The sequence below is a fragment of the Lacimicrobium alkaliphilum genome (assembly GCF_002591895.1).
Classification (GTDB): Bacteria; Pseudomonadota; Gammaproteobacteria; order Enterobacterales; family Alteromonadaceae; genus Lacimicrobium; species Lacimicrobium alkaliphilum.
Map to the genome: position 1 here is coordinate 1 of NZ_NISX01000020.1, position 21,462 is coordinate 21,462.

The 21,462-nt window shown below is 49.0% G+C and carries 22 protein-coding genes; 7 read left to right on the forward strand and 15 right to left on the reverse strand.

All coding sequences use genetic code 11. From position 1 onward, the window contains the following. Positions 1–60 precede the first annotated feature (60 nt). The 3 genes from CDA54_RS16305 to imuA are packed head-to-tail and all read right to left on the reverse strand — an operon-like array spanning position 61 to position 5,264. The gene (locus CDA54_RS16305) at positions 61–3,150 is read right to left on the reverse strand and encodes an error-prone DNA polymerase (RefSeq protein ID WP_099036108.1); all 3,090 of its coding nucleotides are present in this window, start codon (positions 3,148–3,150) and stop codon (positions 61–63) included. Continuing rightward, positions 3,150–4,556, reverse strand: a complete 1,407-nt coding sequence (locus tag CDA54_RS16310; protein ID WP_099036109.1) for a Y-family DNA polymerase — start codon at positions 4,554–4,556, stop codon at positions 3,150–3,152. The genes CDA54_RS16305 and CDA54_RS16310 overlap by 1 nt, the downstream gene beginning before the upstream one ends. A 12-nt stretch (positions 4,557–4,568) precedes the next feature. Next, on the reverse strand, positions 4,569–5,264 hold the full coding sequence (imuA, locus tag CDA54_RS16315) for a translesion DNA synthesis-associated protein ImuA (protein ID WP_099036110.1): 696 nt from the start codon (positions 5,262–5,264) through the stop codon (positions 4,569–4,571). An 87-nt stretch (positions 5,265–5,351) separates the two neighbouring features. Between imuA and CDA54_RS16320 the strand changes: the two genes are divergently transcribed. Beyond that, complete coding sequence (locus CDA54_RS16320; RefSeq protein WP_099036111.1) at positions 5,352–5,819, forward strand: EVE domain-containing protein; 468 nt, start codon at positions 5,352–5,354, stop codon at positions 5,817–5,819. A 258-nt stretch (positions 5,820–6,077) separates the two neighbouring features. Here the strand turns inward: CDA54_RS16320 and CDA54_RS16325 are convergent, their stop codons facing one another. The 5 genes from CDA54_RS16325 to coaBC all read right to left on the reverse strand — a co-directional run bounded on the left by CDA54_RS16325 (position 6,078) and on the right by coaBC (position 11,012). Then, on the reverse strand, positions 6,078–7,838 hold the full coding sequence (locus tag CDA54_RS16325; RefSeq protein WP_099036112.1) for a DUF885 domain-containing protein: 1,761 nt from the start codon (positions 7,836–7,838) through the stop codon (positions 6,078–6,080). Between the two features lie 269 nt (positions 7,839–8,107). Further along, positions 8,108–8,677, reverse strand: a complete 570-nt coding sequence (locus tag CDA54_RS16330) for a TetR/AcrR family transcriptional regulator (protein WP_099036113.1) — start codon at positions 8,675–8,677, stop codon at positions 8,108–8,110. A gap of 73 nt (positions 8,678–8,750) precedes the next feature. After that, a complete protein-coding gene (gene slmA / locus CDA54_RS16335; protein ID WP_099036114.1) occupies positions 8,751–9,341 on the reverse strand; it encodes a nucleoid occlusion factor SlmA in 591 nt (196 codons plus the stop codon). 11 nt (positions 9,342–9,352) lie between these two features. Continuing rightward, on the reverse strand, positions 9,353–9,808 hold the full coding sequence (dut, locus tag CDA54_RS16340) for a dUTP diphosphatase (protein ID WP_099036115.1): 456 nt from the start codon (positions 9,806–9,808) through the stop codon (positions 9,353–9,355). Between the two features lies 1 nt (position 9,809). Continuing rightward, positions 9,810–11,012 carry a bifunctional phosphopantothenoylcysteine decarboxylase/phosphopantothenate--cysteine ligase CoaBC gene (gene coaBC / locus CDA54_RS16345; protein ID WP_099036116.1) on the reverse strand — a complete coding sequence of 401 codons (1,203 nt, stop codon included), beginning with the start codon at positions 11,010–11,012 and terminating at the stop codon, positions 9,810–9,812. A gap of 94 nt (positions 11,013–11,106) precedes the next feature. Here coaBC and radC point away from each other — a divergent pair, with 94 nt between their 5' ends. From radC to mutM, 5 genes are all read left to right on the forward strand, one after another. Then, complete coding sequence (gene radC, locus CDA54_RS16350; RefSeq protein WP_099036117.1) at positions 11,107–11,781, forward strand: RadC family protein; 675 nt, start codon at positions 11,107–11,109, stop codon at positions 11,779–11,781. Between the two features lie 205 nt (positions 11,782–11,986). After that, on the forward strand, positions 11,987–12,223 hold the full coding sequence (gene rpmB, locus CDA54_RS16355) for a 50S ribosomal protein L28 (RefSeq protein WP_099036118.1): 237 nt from the start codon (positions 11,987–11,989) through the stop codon (positions 12,221–12,223). 10 nt (positions 12,224–12,233) lie between these two features. After that, positions 12,234–12,389 (forward strand): 50S ribosomal protein L33, encoded by a 156-nt coding sequence (rpmG, locus tag CDA54_RS16360; protein WP_062483547.1) that lies wholly within the window; start codon positions 12,234–12,236, stop codon positions 12,387–12,389. Between the two features lie 285 nt (positions 12,390–12,674). Next, positions 12,675–13,100: a hypothetical protein gene (locus CDA54_RS16365; RefSeq protein ID WP_099036119.1), complete on the forward strand. Its 426-nt coding sequence runs from the start codon at positions 12,675–12,677 to the stop codon at positions 13,098–13,100. Beyond that, the gene (gene mutM, locus CDA54_RS16370; RefSeq protein WP_099036120.1) at positions 13,100–13,912 is read left to right on the forward strand and encodes a bifunctional DNA-formamidopyrimidine glycosylase/DNA-(apurinic or apyrimidinic site) lyase; all 813 of its coding nucleotides are present in this window, start codon (positions 13,100–13,102) and stop codon (positions 13,910–13,912) included. The genes CDA54_RS16365 and mutM overlap by 1 nt, the downstream gene beginning before the upstream one ends. Before the next feature lie 19 nt (positions 13,913–13,931). Here mutM and coaD read toward each other — a convergent pair whose 3' ends face one another. From coaD to CDA54_RS16395, 5 genes are all read right to left on the reverse strand, one after another. Next, positions 13,932–14,423 (reverse strand): pantetheine-phosphate adenylyltransferase, encoded by a 492-nt coding sequence (gene coaD, locus CDA54_RS16375; RefSeq protein WP_099036121.1) that lies wholly within the window; start codon positions 14,421–14,423, stop codon positions 13,932–13,934. Positions 14,424–14,468: 45 nt separating this feature from the next. Beyond that, the gene (locus CDA54_RS16380; protein WP_099036122.1) at positions 14,469–15,497 is read right to left on the reverse strand and encodes a CDP-glycerol glycerophosphotransferase family protein; all 1,029 of its coding nucleotides are present in this window, start codon (positions 15,495–15,497) and stop codon (positions 14,469–14,471) included. Beyond that, positions 15,494–15,889: an FAD synthase family protein gene (locus CDA54_RS16385; RefSeq protein WP_099036123.1), complete on the reverse strand. Its 396-nt coding sequence runs from the start codon at positions 15,887–15,889 to the stop codon at positions 15,494–15,496. The genes CDA54_RS16380 and CDA54_RS16385 overlap by 4 nt, the downstream gene beginning before the upstream one ends. 11 nt (positions 15,890–15,900) lie before the next feature. Continuing rightward, positions 15,901–17,322 carry a capsule assembly Wzi family protein gene (locus CDA54_RS16390; RefSeq protein WP_099036124.1) on the reverse strand — a complete coding sequence of 474 codons (1,422 nt, stop codon included), beginning with the start codon at positions 17,320–17,322 and terminating at the stop codon, positions 15,901–15,903. Positions 17,323–17,409: 87 nt separating this feature from the next. Further along, entirely contained in the window at positions 17,410–18,147 is a 738-nt protein-coding gene (locus CDA54_RS16395; RefSeq protein ID WP_180237256.1) for a 3-deoxy-D-manno-octulosonic acid kinase, read from the reverse strand. Positions 18,148–18,356: 209 nt separating this feature from the next. On the opposite strand from CDA54_RS16395, the gene CDA54_RS16400 reads away from it, so the two are divergent. Beyond that, positions 18,357–19,421, forward strand: coding sequence for a glycosyltransferase family 4 protein (locus CDA54_RS16400; protein ID WP_373286111.1), 1,065 nt, complete (start codon positions 18,357–18,359; stop codon positions 19,419–19,421). Between the two features lie 66 nt (positions 19,422–19,487). On the opposite strand, the gene CDA54_RS16405 is transcribed toward CDA54_RS16400, so the two are convergent. Both CDA54_RS16405 and waaA read right to left on the reverse strand, forming a co-directional pair. Further along, positions 19,488–19,850, reverse strand: coding sequence for an EexN family lipoprotein (locus CDA54_RS16405; protein ID WP_099036126.1), 363 nt, complete (start codon positions 19,848–19,850; stop codon positions 19,488–19,490). 199 nt (positions 19,851–20,049) lie between these two features. Continuing rightward, positions 20,050–21,360 (reverse strand): lipid IV(A) 3-deoxy-D-manno-octulosonic acid transferase, encoded by a 1,311-nt coding sequence (gene waaA / locus CDA54_RS16410; protein ID WP_099036127.1) that lies wholly within the window; start codon positions 21,358–21,360, stop codon positions 20,050–20,052. Positions 21,361–21,462: the final 102 nt, after the last annotated feature.

Below are 21,462 nucleotides of genomic sequence, written 5' to 3' on the forward strand. Positions count from 1 at the left end.
AGACATTACACCGTCATCCTGATGGCAATCAGAACCTCTTACCAACGGCTGTGCTGTTGATTAATGAAAATCCCGGGACTTGATTTTTAACTGTTGTAACTGGTGACTGAGATCTTCCAGTTTGCCGGCGATGATATGGATGACGCCGCCATCACCTTTTTCGATAACACCGGTCACTTTGAGGATGGATGATTTAAGATAGGCCTGTTTCTGTGCTCTTGCGGTAGCGCGCCAGACGATCACATTAATATTACCGGTATCATCCTCAAGGGTAATAAAAGTGACACCAGATGCCGTTCCGGGGCTTTGTCTGCCCTGTACAAGCCCGGCAACCCTGACGACTGTATTATGGGGTTTATCTGATAACTCGTTCGCTGAACTGGTATTGTCAAGCAAGCCTTCTTTTCGGAGGAAATCTATGGGGTGAGTGTTAAGTGTCATACCTGTTGAGGAATAGTCTTCCAGCATATTATCGATGCCAGAGGGAGACGCTGACCACTGGCTGTCTGGCTCTTCAATCTGAGAAAACAGGGGCAGTGTCGGGGTGTTGTCCATCAGCATCCACCTGGCCTGGTAGCGGTTACTTTCACAGCCCCCGCTCAGGGCTTTCAGGGCATCGGCGCTGGCAAGAGCCTGTAGATCTTCATCTTTTTTCACCACAGCGCGAAGCTCAGATGTGCCCTCAAAGCCCTGTTTTGGTCTATGTCCGACTATAGCCCGGGCGCTTTTAGTGCTGAGACCTTTAACTTGTCGCAGGCCAATACGGATAGCGAGCTCTTTGTCATCAGCCTGCAGTGTATAATCATAGTCTGAATGGTTAATACACACCGGCAGCACGCTAATATGGCGACGCCGTGCATCCTGTATCAGTTGTGACGGTGAATAAAAGCCCATAGGCCAACTGTTCAGCAAGGCGGTATAGAAGGCGGCAGGGTAATGGTGCTTAAGCCAGGCCGATACGTATGCCAGCACGGCAAAAGAGGCGGAGTGGGATTCAGGAAAACCATATTCACCGAAACCGCAAATTTGCTGATATAAACGCTCGGCGAACTGGCGTTTATAGCCTCTGTCGAGCATGCCCTGAATCAGCTTCTGTTCAAAACTTTTTAGCTCTCCGGTTCTTTTCCAGCTACCCATAGCACGGCGCAACTGATCGGCTTCACCTCCGCTGAAACCCGCAGCCACCATCGCCAGCTGAATCACTTGCTCCTGAAAAATGGGCACGCCAAGGGTGCGATCCAGTACTTTTTTTACAGCGTCTGAAGGGTAATCTGTTTGCTCTTTTCCATCTCTGCGACGAAGGTACGGGTGCACCATGTCACCCTGAATAGGGCCGGGTCTGACGATGGCAATTTCAATCACCAAATCATAGTAACAGTGGGGTTTCAGTCTGGGCAGCATGCTCATTTGTGCTCGTGACTCTATCTGGAATACGCCTACCGTATCGGCTCTTTGGATCATTTTGTAAACACCGGCATCGTCGTTAAGGTTACTGATCTGTGCAATGCTGAGCTTTCGTCCGTAATGCTTTTCGACCAGATCAAAACATTTGCGTATGGCGGTGAGCATCCCTAAGGCCAGAATGTCCACTTTGATCAGCTTCATGCTTTCCAGGTCATCTTTATCCCATTGGATTACCGTACGCTCTTCCATGGATGCATTCTCTACCGGAACAAGCTCATAGAGTGGCCCCGATGAGATGACAAACCCACCCACATGCTGAGAAAGATGACGGGGAAAGCCCAGCACATCCTCTACCAGCTGGATTAGCTTTCGGGCTAGCAAAGCGTCAGGATCTAAGCCCAGTTGGCTAAGCTGGAACTGCCAGTTGAGACCGCTATCCCGACGATTAATATTTTTAATAAAAAAGTCCAGCTGGGTTTCTTCGATGCCCAGGGCTTTACCAATGTCACGTATAGCACTTTTTAGTCTGTAAGTAATTACTGTGGCTGCAAGTGCTGTTCTTTCACGGCCGTACTTTTTGTAGATATACTGGATGACCTCTTCGCGACGTTCATGCTCAAAATCCACGTCGATATCCGGGGGTTCATTACGCTCCTTTGAAATAAATCGTTCAAACAGAACTTCGCTTTTGCTGGGATCGACAGCAGTAATGTGCAGGCAATAACACACGGCTGAGTTAGCAGCTGAACCCCGCCCCTGGTAAAGGATCTGTTGTGTCTTCGCAAAACCGACGATATCCCTGATAGTGAGAAAGAAATACTCATATTGCTTAAGCGCAATCAGCGCCAGTTCCTTTTCTAAAAGAGCGTTCACTTTATCAGGTACTCCATCAGGGTAGCGTTCGGCAGCACCCTGATAAGTCAGCTCTTTAAGGTAGTCGGAAGCAGAATAAGAGTCAGGTACCAGTTCGGCAGGATACTGATAACGCAGTTCATCCAGACTAAAAGTACAACGTCTGGCGATTTGCAGACTCTGCTCTATCCACTCATCCGGATAAAGCCTGTTGAGTTTGTGTAGTGGCCGCAGGCTCGCTTCGCTGTTAGAAAGTGCCCGGTGCCCCAGTCCCGCGACGGTAGTCTTAAGGCGTATGGCTGTAAGGCAGTGTTGTAATGGCAGGCGTTCGCTATGGTGCATCAATACACCACTGCAACAGGTAATAGGGATATCCAGGGTCTGACTAAGCTGCTGACAATAGTCGAAATGGTTCTGCTCATCAGCTTTTAGTAACCGCCTGCAGCCGATCCAAAGCCTTTCGCTGTGTTGTGTCAGCAGCCACTTTGACCACTGTTCATTACGGGATTGCAGCTCATTTGGTAACCAGATGATAAGGCAATGACGCACACTTTTCAGGTCCCACTCATGTAATTGATAATGACCTTTCCTGGCTCGTCGTCTGGCATTAGTGATGATGCGGCAAAGTTCTGAATAGGCGGCCTTATCCGGACATAAAAGGATCACCTGCAGGTCTGGCTCAAGGCGCATCAGGCTGCCCACGATCAGCTTTACCGATAACTGGCGCTCCTTTATCTCAGTATAGGCTCTGACAACGCCGGCCAGAGAACATTCATCGGTGATCGCCAGAGCTTCATAACCGAGAAAGTCAGCCTGCCTGACAAGCTCCTGAGGATGAGATGCGCCGGTCAGGAATGTAAAGTTACTCTGACAAAACAGTTCGGCATAAGCCATCAACTGAAGATCCCCTGTATAAACCATTGAGACTCAGGAGTGCGGTATACCCATAACCACTTCCCTTGTATGGAACGGGCGATGAAATAGTCACGATGCACAGGCTGGTTGTCCCACCATCCGGTTTGAATTCGCTCAGGGCCATGCAATAGGCTGACTTTCTCGTTCAGGCAAAATGGCGGATCGCAAAGTAGTGTGGGCCGCATTGATGGCAATGGCCAGTCAACCGGGCCGGACTCAGTGAAACCGGGAGAACTGTAGTTGCTGGCTCTTTCCGGACGAAAGTCATCCCCAATACATAGGCCTTTAATGGCGTTAGTACCGAGCTTTGCCTGTAAAAGGGAGACCAGTTGCAGTGATGTCTGCCGGCCCTGTTTTCCGGCAAAGATGTCCTGATAGAGCTGCTGTTTTTCCTGGAGTTCAGTAACTTTAAGCATAATACTGTGTATGGGCTCAGACAGTTGAAGGCCTTCCAGTTTAAGGGTCATCAAGGCCTCCCAATGTTCAGCCTGATATTCCGGCTGAGCCGATACTATCCACAGCTCGATGATCGAGTTATCTTGCTGGGTAAAATGCAGTTGTAACCTGGTGGTGAGCTTGTCGTGCAGGCGTAAAAATTGTTCCAACCGTTGTAGTAAGGTTTTTATCGGTGGCAGCAAGCGCTGACTGTTGTCAATACCATATAGCAAGGCTACTGCCTGTCTGAACTTTGGTGCAGGATAGTAAAAGGTCTGGGGGTGACTGAAATGACCGCTAAGCCGGCCTATATAAATAGCAAGATCATGGCTGAAACGACGACTTAACTGGTCGGCGCGGATTGTCATCAGTTCGCTGACGCGTTTAATCCCGACCCGACTGAGTTGATGTTGTTGTTTTGTGCTGAGGTCAGTGGCCGATAAAGGGCAATTGCCTATCGCATCATCCAGTGTGTCGGGAGTCTGGCTGATCAGCTTGTGACCGTGGCGAGCGAGTATTCTGGCTCCTAACGGAGTCTGCGCGCATGCATAGGTGTAATTCAGTTCCAGTGGCTGTAAGCGTTGTTTCACTGCCCGCCAGTAAGGCTCAAGTCCGCCGTATAAAGATAGCATGGGGTGAACGCGCAGTAGCAATCCGTTAGGTGGCCACAGGGCAATGTCTGACGTGCAGCCATACAGCCAGGCTGCGATATCCTTAAGTTTGTCGCTCTCCATAGATTGCTGATACTCTGCGACCTGTAAGTTGTGGTGCAGGGAAGCCGCTGCTCCTAAACCCATACCGTGTTGGATTCCGCATTCTGATGCCGCCAGGTTAAGCTGAATAATGCGGTTTTTTGCTTTATCGAGCACCACGACGGGTTGGTTGAGTTCAGCATACAGGCTGTCCAGTTGTAATGAAGAGAAATGCAGATATAACCACAGCTGTGACATAAAACAGTCCGGTTAACTGGCTCTGGAGCCAGGAAAGGCGAGTAGTTTATTTTCTCCTGAACTGGCGGTGCAGAGACTAAGCCGTGGCCAGGCTGTGCTCATATTCAGATTAAAAGGCGGTGGAGGCCAACTGCCACGGCATTTTCTCACGGTTACCTGTAAACCTTGTGGCAGAGGCTTTAAATCAATACTCAGAGACACCGGTAATGACAGCTTCAGCATTTTTCCTGTACGCAGGAAAAAAAGTTGAGCCTGGCCCTGTCTGGCCGCTTGTTGCAAGCGTTGTAATTGGGCAACACTGAGTTGCGAATGCCACAGCAGTACCGAATGACAGGTGCCACTTTTCAGGCATTGCTCTGCTGCCCAAAGTGCTTTTTTTTGTTCTGCAGGATGGATGACCAGTAAGCGATTAAGGCTAATGCCAGCTTCATGTAACGCCTCGGCATTCGGTTTGTGTGGTGGTGCAATCCAGACGATGAGTTTGTTGTTACCGGCCCCATTAGCATGCAGGTTCGGGAGTAAAAGACGTAATTCACCTATCCCCTCAGGACTGGTTATTTCTACTACAGGATGACCTGTCAGCCCCCCGGGAATATGCTTTACCAGCCAATCTTCCGCTACACTGGAAGCACAGGGAGAGTGGCCTGGCTGTGTACTACCTTGCCAGATAAGCCCTTTGTTTTTTAGTTGGTGAAGTATAGTATTCATAGCAAATAAAATAACTGTACATATGTACAGTATATTCTTTTATTTTAAAGCTGCAAGATAGCAAACCGCAGAATGAAGGAGCAGAGCATGGCCTACTGGTTATTTAAAACTGAGCCACAGACTTTTAGCATTGAGGATTTAGCTTCTCGAGCGAATCAGACAGAGGCATGGGACGGGGTCCGAAATTATCAGGCGAGAAACCTGCTGCGAGATCAGGTGAGATACGGAGATCTCGTATTTATTTATCACTCCAGTTGTCCACAGCCGGGTATCGCCGGCATCGCCCGGGTCGTCAGGGAAGCCTATCCAGATTACACACAGTTTGATCCTGAAAGCCATTACTATGATCCAAAAAGCAGTGAAGAAAACGCTCGCTGGATGATGGTAGATGTACAGTTGGCAGAAGTGTTTGCTGAAATCGTCAGCCTGAAACAGATAAAGGCTAACCCGGCTCTGGAAGAGATGACGCTGGTCAGAAAAGGCAATCGGCTGTCGATTCAGCCGGTTACCCCGGAGCACTGGCAGATTTTACTGGCTATGGCAAAGCGCTGTTAGATAGAGCACCATATAGTTTAAAAAACGAACACCAGAGCTGCCTGAAAAAGTCTCAATCAAGGCGTGGTTGCGCAGGAATAGTGGTTGCTCTTTTAAGCAACCAGAACGCAGAGTGAGGCTTTTTCAGGCGCTCCCGAAGGGCGAGGCCCAAAAAACGCGCATCCGGCGGCAAATTTTCTTGATTTAGGCCCACTAAACCTTCAAAAATTTGCCTTGCCTGCGCGCTTTTTGAACTCTCGCTGGTGTTGTTTATTTAAACTATATGGCGCTCTCGCTCGTCTGAGCGGCTTTTTGCGCCTTAATATAGTCTCTGACATGCTGTTCCAGCACATTCAGTGGCACTGAGCCATTTTCCAGCAGCATGTCATGGAAAGCGCGCAGATCGAAGTGCTCACCTAACTGCTGTTCGGCTTCTTTGCGCAGGCGCTTGATGGTGATTTCACCAAGTTTGTAGGATAGCGCCTGACCCGGCCAGGAGATATAACGATCGATCTCTGTGGTAACGTTATGGGCCGACAATGCGGTATTTTCCAGCATGTAGTCGATGGCCTGCTGACGACTCCAGCCCTGCATGTGCATGCCGGTATCCACCACCAGACGACAGGCACGCCACATCTCATAGCTTAAGCGGCCAAACTCATCATAGGGGGTCTCGTAAAAGCCGATTTCTTTACCCAGATACTCTGAATACAATCCCCAGCCTTCACCGAAAGCGGAAATGTAGGTATAACGGCGTACCGGCGGCAGGTGATCCATTTCGCTGGCCAGAGCATTTTGCAGATGGTGTCCGGGAACCGCCTCATGCAGGGTCAGTGCGGGCAATGAATAGAGTGGCCGTTTGTCCAGCGCATAGGTATTGACCCAGTAATAGCCAGGCTGATCATCGCGGCTGGGGCTGATATAGCGGCCGGTGGTGTATTTAGGGGCAATGCTGTCCGGTACCGGCGCTACGCCATAGGGAGTACGTGGCAGCTTATAGAATAATTTGGGCAACAAGGCATCGATTTTCTTGGATAAGTAGGTGGCCTCTTTGATCAGCTCCATAGCGGATTTGGCGTAAAACTGTGGGTCTGTGCGCAGAAAATGCACAAACTCGGCATGATTGCCTTCAAAACCCACCTCATCAATAACCTGTTGCATGTCTTCGCGAATACGTTTGACTTCCTGCAGGCCCAGCTGATGAATTTCTTCAGAGTTCATGTCCAACGTGGTGTAATATCTGGCGCGATTTTCATAATACTCTGCACCCTTTGGCCAGGACTTAGCGGCGATATCCTGTTTGGCTCCGGGAATGTACTCTTCGACCAGAAAGTCATAAAACTGCTGATAAGCGGGCATCACAGTGTTACTGATTACCTTCTTTGCCTGTTCCTGCAGAGCAGCCTGTTTATTGCTGTTTATCGCAGCAGGTATAGTCTTGAGAGGGCTGTAAAACTGACTTTGTGTGGCATCATCATGAACAAAGGCCAGCGCGGTTTTTTCAAAGTCTTTTAATACCACTTTGGGTTGGGTCAGGCCGGTTTCCAGGCCCTTGCGCATCCAGCTTATCTGATGATTAAAGTAATCCTCAAAGGCTGTCAGCCGGGCCAGGTAGTTTTCATAGTCCTGAACCGTATTGAATTTACTGGTGCGGGTCAGGAAGGCCAGACCACTGTGAAAGCCATACTCTGAAGTAATGGGCATGTAATGAGCGTTGTAGTCATAGGAGTCCACCATCTCCTGCAGGCGACGGCGCTGCATCAGCACGCTGATCCGATCCTGTTTACTCAAATTCTGCCCGGCAAGTTTATCCAGTTTTTTAAGATAAGCTTTGGCCTGCTGATACTGCTCTTTTAAACCTTCAGCAGAGACATCCGAGAGCAGGTGGTCGTATTGATGCACGCCCCGGGAGGTGGCCATGGTCGGATTGATACGAAGTTCAAATTGCCAGATCTCATCGAGCAGGCTACCCAGTTTCTGGTTTGCTGAAACGCTTGCCGTCAGAATCAGGAACAGTCCTGCCAAAAATGCTTTTAACATGGTTTTTTGCCTGTAATGTAGTTACCCCGACCAGCATAAGGCAATCTTGCTGTGAAGTGTATCATCAACAGGTGATTTGTGAGGCAGATGGTATGCTGGCAGCGACGGGCGGTCATCTCTCTGCAGGTGAATGACTTCTTTGGGAGACTAAACCGGTCTGGAGAAAGGGGCACTGTTTTCTGCTCCATTCATAGGTAAGAGATTAACCATCAAAAAACGGGGCTTTAAAAAGCGGTTTTTACTGCCGGAATGGGTTTGTCCTGGTGTCACTAGCTCGAAAGTGGCCCGAGTAAGGCCTGAGTGGCCAGCTTAAGCTCATCAGTCTGTCCGGCCAGAATGCCATTTATAGCGAAACCCTGCACATAACAGGTGAGCTGTAATGCGGTAGACTCAACCTGTATCTCTGAGCGAATCTGCTTGTGTCGGATGGCCCGTTCAAGGCAACCGATAAAACTGATTTGCAGATTATCCAGATAGTGCCGGCCTACCTCGCGGATTTTGGCATCATCAGCGCCCAGCTCGGCAATACAATTAATCAGCAGACATCCACGCCCTCTGACTATACGAATATAATCATCAAAGAAAGCCTGTATGGAATGCAGCCCCTTATTTTCGGTTAAGTGGGAGATGATTGGTGCCAGTTTCTGTTGTTGATAATGTTCCAGTACCTGGTAAAGAAACTGCTGCTTACTACCGAATTCAAGATAGAATGCCCGACGGTTAAAATCGGTACGGGCGATAATCTCGTCCATAATTGCACCATGAAATCCATGCTCAAGCAGCACATCAACGGCCTGATCCAGCACCTGGGCAACATTATAGAGCGCTTTTCTTGGCATAAATACACCTGAGAATATCCGTTCTCAACAAGAGTAGTGAATCATTGCCCGAAGTCAACACAATGTTCAGCTACTAATTGAAGAAGCTATTACGGATAAATTGCCACTGCTGCGCAAACCCCTCGGTAGGCCGGCGCTGAAATTCGCTGCGAATAAACTGGTTAATCCGTCCATCGGCAAAACAGATTAAAATACTGGCAACCTGACCTTCATCGATGGCCATGGTTTTACCCTCCCGCAACTTTCGTTCTCTTAGCACTTGTTTGAGCTGAGTTTCGAGCCGTTCGAATAACTGCGCAATGCGGGTACGTAAGCGGTCTTGTTCACCCATCAGCGCATCACCATTGAGAATACGGGTGATGCCGGGATTACGTTCGGAAAAGCCTAAAAACAGATGCAAGATATGCTGGCAACGTACTGTGGCATCCTTTTCTTCTTCCAGGATTTTATTGATGCGGGAAAATAGTGCCTCCTCGATAAACTCAATCAAGCCTTCAAACATCCTCGCTTTACTGGGAAAGTGCCGATAGAGCGCAGCTTCAGATACACCCACTTCCGCGGCCAGTTTCGCCGTAGTAATGCGCTGCCCGGGACTGGTCTCCAGCATGCTGGCAAGGGATTGCAGAATTTGTGCGCGACGATTTGTTCTTTTTGTAGCAGCCATAATGCTTTCCGTTAGTTACGACCAGAAGAGCCAAAACCACCCTGGCCTCTTTCACTGGAGTCAAAGTCATCGACTATGCTGAAATTAGCCTGGATCACCGGCATAATAACCAGTTGCGCGATGCGGTCTCCGGGCTGGATGGCAAACGCTTCGTTACTGCGATTCCACACCGATACCATCAGTTGCCCCTGATAATCTGAGTCAATCAGCCCCACCAGATTGCCCAGAACAATACCGTGCTTGTGACCCAGGCCAGATCGGGGAAGTATAGTGGCACAAATACCAGGATCGCCGATATGGATGGCAATTCCGGTGCCGATTAAGTCTGTCTGACCCGGCTCCAGAATTAAAGGCGCATCAATGCAGGCTCGTAAGTCCATACCTGCTGAGCCCGGTGTAGCATATTCTGGCAGAGGGAGGCTGTTACCAATGCGGGGATCCAGTATCTTAATATCTATCTTATGCATATTATTTTTCTTTATATTTTGCTGCGACTAACTCTAAAAGCTGCCTGGCGAGGTTGAGTTTATCTGTAATCGGTAATGAGGTCTCGCCCGTTGCCCAGTATACATTCAGCGCGTTCATATCGCTGTTAAAGCCAATATTCTGCTTGGATACATCGTTGGCTGCAATCATATCCAGCTTCTTATTTACAAGCTTATGCTGTGCATACTGCTTTACCTGTTGTGTTTCAGCGGCAAAACCCAGTGTAAACGGAGGATGGGATAAGGCCGCTACATCGCCAAGTATATCGGGGTTTTTAACTAAAGTAAGGGTTAACTTATCTTTATCGGTTTTCTTAATCTTCTGTTCTTCACATAAGGATGGGCGGTAATCTGATACCGCCGCGCAACCAATAAATATATCGGTTTTCGCAATGCGTTCCGTTACCGCGTTGTGCATCTGCTGTGCAGTTTGGATTAATACGCGCTCACAGCCCAAAGGGGCGTCGAGGGATACCGGTCCACTTACAAGAGTCACTTTAGCCCCGGCCTCAACGGCGGCCTGAGCAAGAGCATAACCCATCTTCCCTGAGCTGTGGTTGCTCAGATAGCGCACCGGATCAATCGCCTCCCGGGTGGGACCGGCAGTGATCATTACGCATAATCCTTGCAGAGGGCGCTTCCCTGCTGATTGAATTAAGGCGTCGGCCAGCTCCTGAGGCTCAGGCATCCGACCAGGGCCGATATCACCGCATGCCTGTTCGCCCTCGGCCGGGCCCAATTGTCTGACACCACGGGAGCGTAACAATTGCAGATTATGTTGAGTGGCACTGGCGTTATACATCTGCTGATTCATGGCGGGAGCGATGACCAGATCAGCGCTGCTGGCCAGACATAACGTGGTGAGCAGGTCATCGGCCATACCGGCACTTAGCCGGGCAATGAAATTCGCGCTGGCAGGCGCGATGAGAATGACATTGGCCCATTTGGCCAGCTCAATATGACCCATAGCGGCTTCCGCGGCAGGATCCAACAATTCCATGGATACAGGCAGGCCTGAGACGGCCTGCAGTGCCAGAGGACTGACAAATTCTTTGGCCGAAGACGTTAGTACAACACGCACTTCAGCACCTTTGGCCTTCAGCTTGCGGACCAGATCGGGGGTCTTGTAAGCGGCGATGCCGCCTGTGATACCCAGCAGTACGTTTTTACCTGTCAGGGAAGCCATATGAATAAAGCAGGTTAGCGATTTGTTGTTAGCCTATCATTAAAGAGTCGGATAGTGGATAAGTCATTGGTATAAACCTTCAAGGAGAGTGGGTATGCGCATTCAGGAATGGCCACTGCGGGAGAGGCCAAGAGAGAAACTATTGGAAAAGGGTCCTCAGGCATTATCTGATGCCGAATTGTTGGCCATATTTTTACGTACCGGCGTAGCTGGCATCAATGCAGTGGATCTGGCCCGCCAGTTGCTCAATCGTTTTGGTGGGCTGCGCGCTCTGCTTTGCGCTGAACAACAGGAGTTCTGTCGGGCCAAAGGGCTTGGGCAAGCAAAATATGTGCAATTGCAGGCAGTGATGGAAATGGCCCGTCGTTATCTTGCTGAGGCGCTGCAGCGCGAACAGGCTTTCTCGAGTGCCGAGGACACCCGGGCTTTCCTTATTAGCCGCATGCGTGATGAGCCCAATGAGTTGTTTGCGATGTTACTGCTGGATTCGCAGCATAGATTGATCGCGTTTAAACCCATGTTTCAGGGTACCATCGATGCGGCTTCAGTGTACCCGAGGGTATTGGTGAAAGCCGCTCTGGACCTGCACGCGGCGGCAGTTATTCTGGCTCACAATCACCCTTCCGGAGTGGCGGAACCAAGCCAGGCCGATAAACATATTACCCATCGAATTATCGAAGCGATGGCGCTTGTGGATATAAGGGTGTTAGATCATTTTGTTATTGGTGATGGTATTGCCGTGTCTTTCGCCGAGCGGGGACTGATATAAAAGTCATGGTTTGATTGAATTGAACGGGAAAAGAGTTGATTCAGAGCCCGGTTTGCTGTATAAAATGCGCCCTCTTGTCGTAGTGCCTAAACACAGACTATATGGTTGAGACTGCTATATAGTCTGTGTTTAGGTACTTAGGTGAACTGGTTTGGGTAGCTTGTAGCCAGCCAGGGTTGAATTATAGGTAATTTGGAGACAAACAATGTCCAGAGTATGTCAAGTAACTGGCAAGCGTCCGGCGGTAGGTAATAACCGTTCGCACGCCAAGAACGCCACTCGTCGTCGTTTCCTGCCAAACCTGCAAACGCACCGTTTCTGGGTTGAGAGCGAGAACCGTTTTGTAAAACTACGCCTGACCGCAAAAGGTATGCGTATTATTGATAAGAAAGGCATCGATTCAGTTTTGACTGATATTCGTGCCCGTGGCGAAAAAATCTAAGGAATAACCCATGCGCGATAAAATCAAATTGGTTTCTACTGCTGGTACTGGCTATTTCTATACCACAGACAAAAACAAACGTAATATGCCCGGAAAAATGGAGATCAAAAAATTTGATCCTAAAATTCGCAAGCATGTCATGTTTAAAGAAGCCAAAATCAAGTAAGAGATTCTTGGCGAACCTGATGCGTCAGCGTTCATTTTCGCAACGAGGCTGAGAAGCCAAATGCGAAAAAACTGTCTCCATAAGAGCCCGGCAATGCCGGGCTTTTTTGTATGTCTGAATTAGCTTTGCACCTTTAAGCGTCCTCCGGTTGTTATTTACAGAGCGAGATCACGCCATTCTGATTGAATAAATGTCTTGTTAGTCGCTTTCTTTGTTACCATTTACTTATCCTTGTCCCATTGCTAAAGGCTTATGATTCGTTTATCTAAGAGAGGCTGGAATAACGTGCTTATTTTTGCCACGTTGCTGTTGATTCTTGTATTCCATCAAAGTGGTAATTTTTTCAATCAGTCTGATTTGCCGAGCACTCAGAGCCTGTTGCCAGAAGAGGTGCCGGTAATGAAAATTGATTACGGTACTCATACACTAGAGCGCATTGGTCAGGGCTGGAGAATAAGACCGGGTCTGGAGTTGAGTGAGGCCAGGCTGGCCACTCTGGTCGAGAACTGGCAGCAGACTATTGTTACACCGCTGACAGGTGGGAAGCTGCAAAATACCGCCGTGGTGGTTATCTGGCTGGCGGGGCAGCCACAAAGCGTGGTCATTCAGGTCACACAGCAGGGTGGTGATGTTCTTATGCAGCACCAGGGGCGGTTGTATCGCGCTGAAAACCGGAAGATAACGGAATTTATTCCTGAGGCCATACTCTGATGCCTGAACTTCCAGAGGTTGAAGTCAGCCGGTTGGGTATCAGCCCGCTGATGATTGGACAAATAATTACCCGGATTTCTGTACACCAGCCTCAACTTCGTTGGCCTGTACCGGATGATATTCATCAGGCACAGGGGCACCGGATACTGAACATTCGCCGCCGCGCCAAATATTTACTATTGGATACCGAGCCGGGGAGTTTGATCCTGCATCTGGGTATGTCCGGAAAACTCAGGGTGTTACCCCTGACTGAACCTCTGCAGAAACATGATCATCTGGTTATTGCGCTGGATAGTCAGCGATCCCTGCGCCTGAATGATCCCAGACGCTTTGGCGCTTGTTTATGGCAAGGTCGCGACGCAGAGCCATTGTCTTTACTGGAGCATTTGGGGCCGGAACCGTTGACCCCTGATTTCGACGGCAAGCGTTTATATCAGTTGTCACGGGGCAAAAAGCAGGCGATCAAGAGTTTCATTATGGATAACCGGGTAGTGGTAGGCGTGGGGAACATCTACGCCAATGAAGCGCTGTTTCTGGCTGGTATTGATCCCAGGCGACAAGCCGGGCGTGTGGGAAGGGACAGATGCGAGATGCTAGCCAGTACCATCAAGCAGGTGTTAATCAATGCGATAGAGCAGGGCGGCACCACGTTGAAGGATTTTGCACAGGCTGATGGTAAGCCAGGTTATTTTGCCCAGCAACTCAGAGTATATGGTCGCTCCGGGGAACACTGTCTGGTCTGTGAATCACCAGTAAGAACGGTGGTGATAGGCCAGCGCAACAGTTTCTATTGCAATAAATGCCAGCGCTGAAGGGCGGTCAGCAGGCAGGCTATGCCTTCCTCTGTTTGAATTTGTTCATCAGTGCCTGTTGAACAATAGGATGACAAAATCCACCCACATCCCCCCCGTGCAAAGCGACCTCTTTAACCAGCGTTGAGGAGATAAAGGAGTTCTCCTCCGACGGCGTCAGAAATACACTTTCCAAATCCGGATTCAGCCGACGGTTCATATTTGCCAGTTGAAACTCGTATTCAAAATCCGACACAGCCCTGAGTCCGCGAATCAATATGGTTGCCTTATGTTTACTGGCGAAATCAACCAGTAATCCGGTAAAACCAAACACATCGACATTGTCCAGGTGGGCAGTGATTTGCTGTGCTAATTCGACACGTTCATCCAGATTAAACAAGGGCTTCTTGCTTGGATTTGCAGCAATACCTACCGTGACATGGGTAAACATATTGGCCGCGCGTTCAATCAGATCCGCATGACCGTTTGTAATAGGATCAAAAGTACCGGGGTAGATGGCTTTAGTGTGCATAATTATGGATACATTACCTTTCTGTCTGCGTTCATCCTAACAGGTTTAACGGCCCCAGTAACCCAGCTTTAGGCGCATTTTCAACTGACGAAACAAGTTAACAGGCTTGCTTTTCAGCCCTTCCCTGCCCAGAGCGATAGTATCATCGACAGCGTTCAGTATTCTCGCTGAAGAGTGGCCATCTGTGTAGGGGTGAAGCTGACTGATATTGGCCTCAATAGCCTGTTTCCACTCGATGGATGGCGCTGAGGCTTGCTGTATGGCGCCTGGCAGCATCTCAGGATCACTGATATCAAGGAGTTGTGCTTCAGGTTGAAGATTATTAAAGGTGACAACGGGCTTTTTCAGCAGGCAAAACTCAGTAATCGCAGAAGAGGTATCGGATAGCATGATATCGGCGGCCAGCAATAGCGGGTTGATAGAGCTGTCCTCAGCCACAATCAACCTGTCATGTTGTAGCGCTTTGTATGCCTGTATCCATTGCTTATCCATTTTTGGATGAAACTTGATCAGCCAGCGCAAATCGTTCTCTTCTGATAACTTTTTTATCTGCTCATACAACGCAGGAGCCGAAGTGAGTGATGGAGAGAATGTCGGCGCGTAAAGAATCAGTGGTCCTGTCGCTGGCGTTGGCCATGTGTATGGTGCGACTGAGAACAAAGGATCCGTTTTTGGCCAGCCTGTCTCCAGTACCCTGAAATAGGGATGTTCCAGTTGTAATTGTTCGAACTTACGGGTGAAAAGAGGCCCCTGAGTGCAGTAAAGATCAAAACAATCACGAATGCGGAAGTGGCCCTTCTTTTTCCATTCGAAACCATGGAAAACCTGCACTTTTAAACCGGGAATAAAGCTGGGCACATAATTGCCTGGTACAAATACCGCTCTGGGGCAGACAGATATCACGTCTGCCACACTGTCTAATACCGACTCATCGGACAAAAAAAGCTGTTTGTTTACCTCTTTTCCTTCAGTAAACCAGTGAACCTTATCCCCCCGTCGGTGAATCTCTGCCTGTAATGGCCTCAGTATCTCGAAGGCGTAATTCTGTGAGATATAGAACAGATAGTGATTCAAGGCACTTCCTTAATCACTTCGATAAGCTCTGTGGTGGATATGGAAGGTGTGCGGGACAGATAATGCACTTCGCAATAGCTTCTGAGGTGATCAAAGCGGCCTTGCCAGTCATCGCCCATCACCAGCATATCGGCTTGATAATAGTGGAGGTACTCAGGTTTTTGTTCCAGTGACTCTTCCTTAAATACCTCATCGACAAAACGCAATGACTGAATAATCTTGGCGCGGCTGACGTAGGGATAAATGGGCGAACGGCCTTTTTTACTGATATTAAGCTCGTCGGAAGAGATTCCCACGGTCAAATGATCGCCTAATGCCCTGGCTCTTTCAAGCAGGTTAATATGTCCTACATGAAAAACATCGAAGGTGCCAAAAGTAATAATACGTTTCATAGAGGTTGACCTTACCAGCGGTAAAAAAGCGCCAGGCGACTGAAGTTGTTATCCCGGGTGTCCCGCCCTGCATACAGGCTAACACCCCAGAAACCGGAATCGGTGGCATAACTGTAATCCATCTCCAGTTCGAATCCCTGTACATACTCATTAACCAGGTGTTCTTCATTGTTAATGGTGCGAAGGGTGCCGGAGAGCAGTGATCGGTTGCCGAGCCTATACTCCATTGATGCAGACAGTACTTTGGCCGGGGTATCATGATTAAAAATCCGCTCATCTCCGCCCCAGTGCCCCATTACCTGCCCCAGATTGGTATAGCCTTGCCGATAAAGATGATGCACATACCAGGCTGTATCCCAGCGATTATATTCCAGTCGCAGGCTGAGTGTGTCTGTCAGATCCGGTAAAAAGATACCAAACGAGAGGGTCTCATTACCTAACTTGTAATTTTTCTCCCCCTCGGTATCTTCTCCGCCGATTTCACCATATAACGACCAGTCAATATCCCATAACGTTACATTCATTTTACTGGTAAAAGAGGCCTGCTGATTGCCAAACTCAAAATTAGGATCATCGGTAACGGTGCCCACATTATCCTTACCTGCAGGATCAAAGAAGGCCTGAAAGATGTCTGATATGTTCACTTCACGGGCCCCGCCGCCGAACTGGAATGTACGGTTGACACCGATAGTCCAGAAATCCAGTGGTGTAAAACTGAGGTGGAAGCCCGTCTGGCGAGGGTGACCGGAAAAAAACTCATTACCAAGACGAATGCCATCCACCTTTTCCAGTTTGGAATAAAAAAGCTCGTAGCGAATATTCCAGTCGGTGATGGGAGTGGCATTACTGATGGTGATTGAAGGCGAAGCCTCAGCATGGGTGCTGACCAGCATGGCAGAATCCTGAAAGGGGGAAAACCAATGTTCCCGATATCCCAGCTCTACCTGAGCATATTCGTAGCCAAATCCGATATAACTCCCGGTATGAACCGGGCCGCCGCTGTCCTCAGATAACAGCATCCCTGCCGACGCGATAAAATAAGGGTTTGGATGGTAAAAACCTCCGGCAGATACGATATAGCTGGATTGGCTCTGAATACCCCTTTGGTTTGGCAAATCTTTGGCATTATCCTGACTGGCGGCCAGTTCAATTGAAGCGTAACTCCTGCCCGTCGTTCGTGTATAGCGTTGAAGATACCGGTTTACCTGCTGGTACAATCGCGGATGGCTGTTCTGAAGTAAATTAATCCGGGTTAGCACCTCTGACGCTTTGTAAGGCTTGGTAAGAGGTGCACTGGGTGTCAAAGCCATCACCTTTTCTACCTGTGACTCGATCTCAGGGGAGAGCTGTAAGGGCAAATATGGAGACAGGCCTTTGGCGACGGCTGTGGCCGAGAAGAAAAAGTAACAGGCAATCAGGCGGCAGCAGCGCATAAATGGTTTCTAATCCGAACAAATATAATGCGGCAATTATACATAAGCCTGTGGAGGATGGTATGACAGAGGCACATGAGCATGAGATCAGGGTGCAGTTTGCGCAATGGCGGATTTATAGCGTTGAGCGAGCGTGGTGAAATCACTCTCCTGCCAATACCATTGAGTTTCATTGCTGGCGGATTTTCTTAGTGAGCGGTGTAACCGGTTAAGATTACCCTGTTTCCAGCTGTTACCTGAACGCCGGCGGCATTTATCAAAGTCGATAATCCACACGCTACCCTGTGCGTCCAGCATCAGATTGCGAATATTGAGGTCATGGTGATAGACCTGACAGTTATGTAAGCGAGCAATTACTTCTCCTACGCTTTCCCATTCATCAATAGTAAGAGGTCGTTGACTCAGAACTTCATGCAGATCCTGACTGTCGGGAATCAGCCGGGTGATCAAATCGGCCCGATAACTACAACCGGAGCGAGTGACATGGGCAGCTACAGGCTCTGGCACTGGCAGATGTTGCTGGCGAAGGTAAGCGAGTAAGTGAAATTCCCGCCAGGCTCGGGTTTTTCTGAGGCCCGTGTAAACAAAGCGATCATCCAGCAATTTGCCTATTAATCCGCCACGACGATAATGCCTGAGTGCCCAGTCCTCATCTGCATTGGGCCTGATAAAGACAGTCGTACCACGACCTTTGGCACTGCTCGTTAACGCGCTGCGAGAGCGCCAGTATTCGGGAATGAAAATTTGTGGCTGCATGGAAACAGGTAAGCCTTTGCGATGTAAAAAACAATGTCCGTTCCCGGCAAACTGTTGTTTGTATTCCATTAACCCTGTCACTATTGATAAATCAGATATTGTAAATAATACCATGACAAATGTATCAGCAGTTTGTAATTGCTGTTGGCAATACATCCGGCGGCGACGTTAAGAAAGAACCAGCGCCATGGTAGACTAAGCGGCTATATCACAGGAAACCGAATCAGCTTGTTTGTCCGTTGTGTCTCAGGCTGGTTCACACTAGCAGGTACTTTAAGGTGTTAAAAAATCAGGCTGAAGATGAAATTTCTTTAATACTGGGCAATTCCAATTCCAACTTTTCCGGTGTGACATCTACGATGTTGCAGGTATCTGCTGAACAGCGGAAATGGGTGAATTTACGGATTATGGGTAAGCACCATCTGACCGACCCGGATTTATATATCAGCTTCTGGGATACCGTTAAACTGTGCCAGAAACCATTAAAAAACGGGAAGTTCCGGATTTTTCATGCCCGGCGGGTGGATGAGATGCTGCAGGCTCTGGTGTTACGCTATATCTTCAGATGTAAAATCAAGATGGTCTTCAGCAGTGCTGCACAGAGAAAACGCTCGGCATCCACAGTATGGATCACCCGCAAAATGGACGGAGTGGTTGCGGTAAGCCAGCGGTCGGCGGGTTTTCTGGCGGACCCTCCTGATATTGTTGTTCCCCATGGGATACAGAGTGACCTTTACCAGGCTGCCGAGAATAAAGGGGCTGCATGGGAGGCTCTGGGTTACGGCGGTAAGATCGGAATTGGCATGCTGGGCAGAGTACGCAAACAAAAAGGGGTCCACCATTTTGTCAGGGCTTGTATTGCTAACTTGCCTGAATACCCCGAGATAACGGCTGTTATTGTCGGTGCAATATCATCATCACATCGCGAATTTGTCGAAAAGTTACAAACGGAAATAGAGGAGGCCGGGCTGTCTTCGCGCATTATCTTCACCGGTGAGCTGCCTTTCGAGCATATACCGCGAATTTTTGCGTCGCTATCGGTCGTCGCGGCGCTGAGTGACAACGAAGGGTTTGGCCTTACTGTACCAGAGGCGATGAGTGCTGAAGCTGCGGTACTTGCCACTGATGCCGGTGCCTGGCCGGAAATTATCCGTGAGGGTGTAGACGGTTATGTAGTGCCGGTAAATGATACTGAGGAAATTAACCAAAAGCTGAACAAACTACTAGCGGACCCAAAGGGTACACAAGCGATGGGCAAACAGGGGCGCGAGCGTGTTCTTCAACACTACAGTATAGAAAGAGAAGCCCGACAACTTTTGGATTTTTTTGAAACGCTGAACTGAAAGGTTGGGAAATGGGTAACTAACGGAGGATGAACTTTCACAGAACACCCCCGTTTAGTTTAACAATTATTCACCACCTTCAGGTCCCTTCAGGTGGGCACCATTGGCTGATACGCGGTGCATTGTTTCTTTTGCCCGCTGACGCTCATCGTCACGCTGGCGCTGAGTGGTACATACGCGCTCGCCAAAACGGGTACCCGTTACCTGACGACGCTCACATCTGTAGCCCACTTCTGCAGGGGCATAGCGGGCGAGACAATCCTGACGCTCATCCTTAGGAACATCACTCTTAAAGCACTCTTTCAGTGCTTGATTACGCTCCGTATCGGACAGATGCTCTATGCTGGCATATTTTGATTCGGGATCAGATGCACAGCCCGCCATCATTAGCGCGCCGCCTACCATCAAACTCATAATTAACTTCTGCATTTTCTTCTCCTTTGCTGAGGACAACCCTCAGTCTGCAATATTCTGTTATATAAAAGCCGATGTTCAGTACGTCGTTCTATAACAGCCATAACACGTTCAGTAAATGAATCTTCACGCTACCTCACATGAATACCTTACGAGTTGGCTAACTTCAAGTGACAAATTGTAACAGCATCTTGAAGTAAGCTGTTAAGACGGGCTATGACGTAATCAGAATTTTCAGCGTTGCTTGCAGCGCGCCGGCGTTTTCGGCAATGGTGTGTTGTCCGGACAGACCTTTCCTCTTCGCTGCTTCAGGTTCTTTAAGCCAGTTTCGGCATTGATTTACCAGATCCGTTTCATCCCTGACAGTGCACAGTGCGCCACCAGCTTCCAGCGTGCTGCAAATTTGCGGGTTATTGTATTGTGAGGGCCCCATTATAATGGGAATGCCAAGTTGTGCCGGCTCCAGAGCATTGTGCCCACCCCGGTCACTCAGGCTGCCGCCCACAAACACGATGTCGGCCATGGCATAAAGTTGTCTGAGAATCCCCATCTGATCCGCTAGCAGAATATCAGTATCGGTCTGGCATTGAGCCGATGTACTGGACCTTACAACCTTCATATTCTGATGCTGGCAGAGCTGAAAAACCTGTTCAAATCGTTGGGGATGCCGGGGAACCAGCACCAATAACAGCTGGGGGTACTCGTGTTTGAGTTGTTGGTAAGTTTCCAGCAACAGTTCTTCTTCAGGTGCATGGGTACTGCCCGCAACGATCACTTTGTGCGCATCAGTGGCATAGGTTCTGGTGACTTGATGGCGCAAAGTGGCGACATCGACATCTGGTAAATCAAACTTTATGTTGTTGGTCAGTATTATTTTGTCTTCAGCAACACCGAGTTTCAGATAGTTCTCATAATCCCGCTGTCCCTGCGCACACACTTTTGATAGTTTCTTCAGCATTGGAATCGCCAACCAGCGTAATTTCTGGTAACGGCTAGCGGAACGGTTTGTCATACGTGCATTGATCACCGTGACAGGGATTTCTCTGCTCCAACAGAGATCAATCATATTTGGCCAGAGCTCCACTTCAACAATTACCAATCGCTCAGGTTTAAGGCGTTTCAGTAATTTGTTCATGGTAAAGGGCATATCAAAGGGTAAATAGCAGTGTTGCACGGTATTCCCAAACAATGCCAGCAGCCGTTCAGAGCCTGTACTGGTGGTGGTGGTTACTGTAATGGTGCTATCAGGTCTGAGCGTCTTTAACTGTTTAATCAGGGGAGCCGCCGCGACAACCTCGCCGACCGAGACACAGTGAAACAGGTAACCACCCGTGTGTTGCACTGCGGGACCAAACCCAAAACGCTCGGGTAAGCGTCTGAGTTCCTGAGTGCTGCTGTTGTGTCCTCGCCGGAGCATAACTACTGTTAGTACCGGAGTCAGCAGTATCCAGAGCAGGGTATATAAACTCAGGAACATCTTGTCTCTGAAAGAGCCGGGCTGTGGGTGATTCTGCGTTGTTTGCATTATTGATTACAGCTGAAAACCTGTAAGCAACTTTAACAGACTTTGGTGTCACGCGCTGCAGCATCAGAGCAGCAGTCTGCCTGATTGTACATTCGTCGCATC

What these genes read in the sequence shown, in the direction of transcription:
- CDA54_RS16305 (WP_099036108.1), bottom strand. Translation starts at nt 3,150, where the DNA reads ATGGCTTATGCCGAACTGTTTTGTCAGAGTAACTTTACATTCCTGACC.
- CDA54_RS16310 (WP_099036109.1), bottom strand. Translation starts at nt 4,556, where the DNA reads ATGTCACAGCTGTGGTTATATCTGCATTTCTCTTCATTACAACTGGAC.
- imuA (WP_099036110.1), bottom strand. Translation starts at nt 5,264, where the DNA reads ATGAATACTATACTTCACCAACTAAAAAACAAAGGGCTTATCTGGCAA.
- CDA54_RS16320 (WP_099036111.1), top strand. Translation starts at nt 5,352, where the DNA reads ATGGCCTACTGGTTATTTAAAACTGAGCCACAGACTTTTAGCATTGAG.
- CDA54_RS16325 (WP_099036112.1), bottom strand. Translation starts at nt 7,838, where the DNA reads ATGTTAAAAGCATTTTTGGCAGGACTGTTCCTGATTCTGACGGCAAGC.
- CDA54_RS16330 (WP_099036113.1), bottom strand. Translation starts at nt 8,677, where the DNA reads ATGCCAAGAAAAGCGCTCTATAATGTTGCCCAGGTGCTGGATCAGGCC.
- slmA (WP_099036114.1), bottom strand. Translation starts at nt 9,341, where the DNA reads ATGGCTGCTACAAAAAGAACAAATCGTCGCGCACAAATTCTGCAATCC.
- dut (WP_099036115.1), bottom strand. Translation starts at nt 9,808, where the DNA reads ATGCATAAGATAGATATTAAGATACTGGATCCCCGCATTGGTAACAGC.
- coaBC (WP_099036116.1), bottom strand. Translation starts at nt 11,012, where the DNA reads ATGGCTTCCCTGACAGGTAAAAACGTACTGCTGGGTATCACAGGCGGC.
- radC (WP_099036117.1), top strand. Translation starts at nt 11,107, where the DNA reads ATGCGCATTCAGGAATGGCCACTGCGGGAGAGGCCAAGAGAGAAACTA.
- rpmB (WP_099036118.1), top strand. Translation starts at nt 11,987, where the DNA reads ATGTCCAGAGTATGTCAAGTAACTGGCAAGCGTCCGGCGGTAGGTAAT.
- rpmG (WP_062483547.1), top strand. Translation starts at nt 12,234, where the DNA reads ATGCGCGATAAAATCAAATTGGTTTCTACTGCTGGTACTGGCTATTTC.
- mutM (WP_099036120.1), top strand. Translation starts at nt 13,100, where the DNA reads ATGCCTGAACTTCCAGAGGTTGAAGTCAGCCGGTTGGGTATCAGCCCG.
- coaD (WP_099036121.1), bottom strand. Translation starts at nt 14,423, where the DNA reads ATGCACACTAAAGCCATCTACCCCGGTACTTTTGATCCTATTACAAAC.
- CDA54_RS16385 (WP_099036123.1), bottom strand. Translation starts at nt 15,889, where the DNA reads ATGAAACGTATTATTACTTTTGGCACCTTCGATGTTTTTCATGTAGGA.
- CDA54_RS16390 (WP_099036124.1), bottom strand. Translation starts at nt 17,322, where the DNA reads ATGCGCTGCTGCCGCCTGATTGCCTGTTACTTTTTCTTCTCGGCCACA.
- CDA54_RS16395 (WP_180237256.1), bottom strand. Translation starts at nt 18,147, where the DNA reads ATGGAATACAAACAACAGTTTGCCGGGAACGGACATTGTTTTTTACAT.
- CDA54_RS16405 (WP_099036126.1), bottom strand. Translation starts at nt 19,850, where the DNA reads ATGCAGAAGTTAATTATGAGTTTGATGGTAGGCGGCGCGCTAATGATG.
- waaA (WP_099036127.1), bottom strand. Translation starts at nt 21,360, where the DNA reads ATGCAAACAACGCAGAATCACCCACAGCCCGGCTCTTTCAGAGACAAG.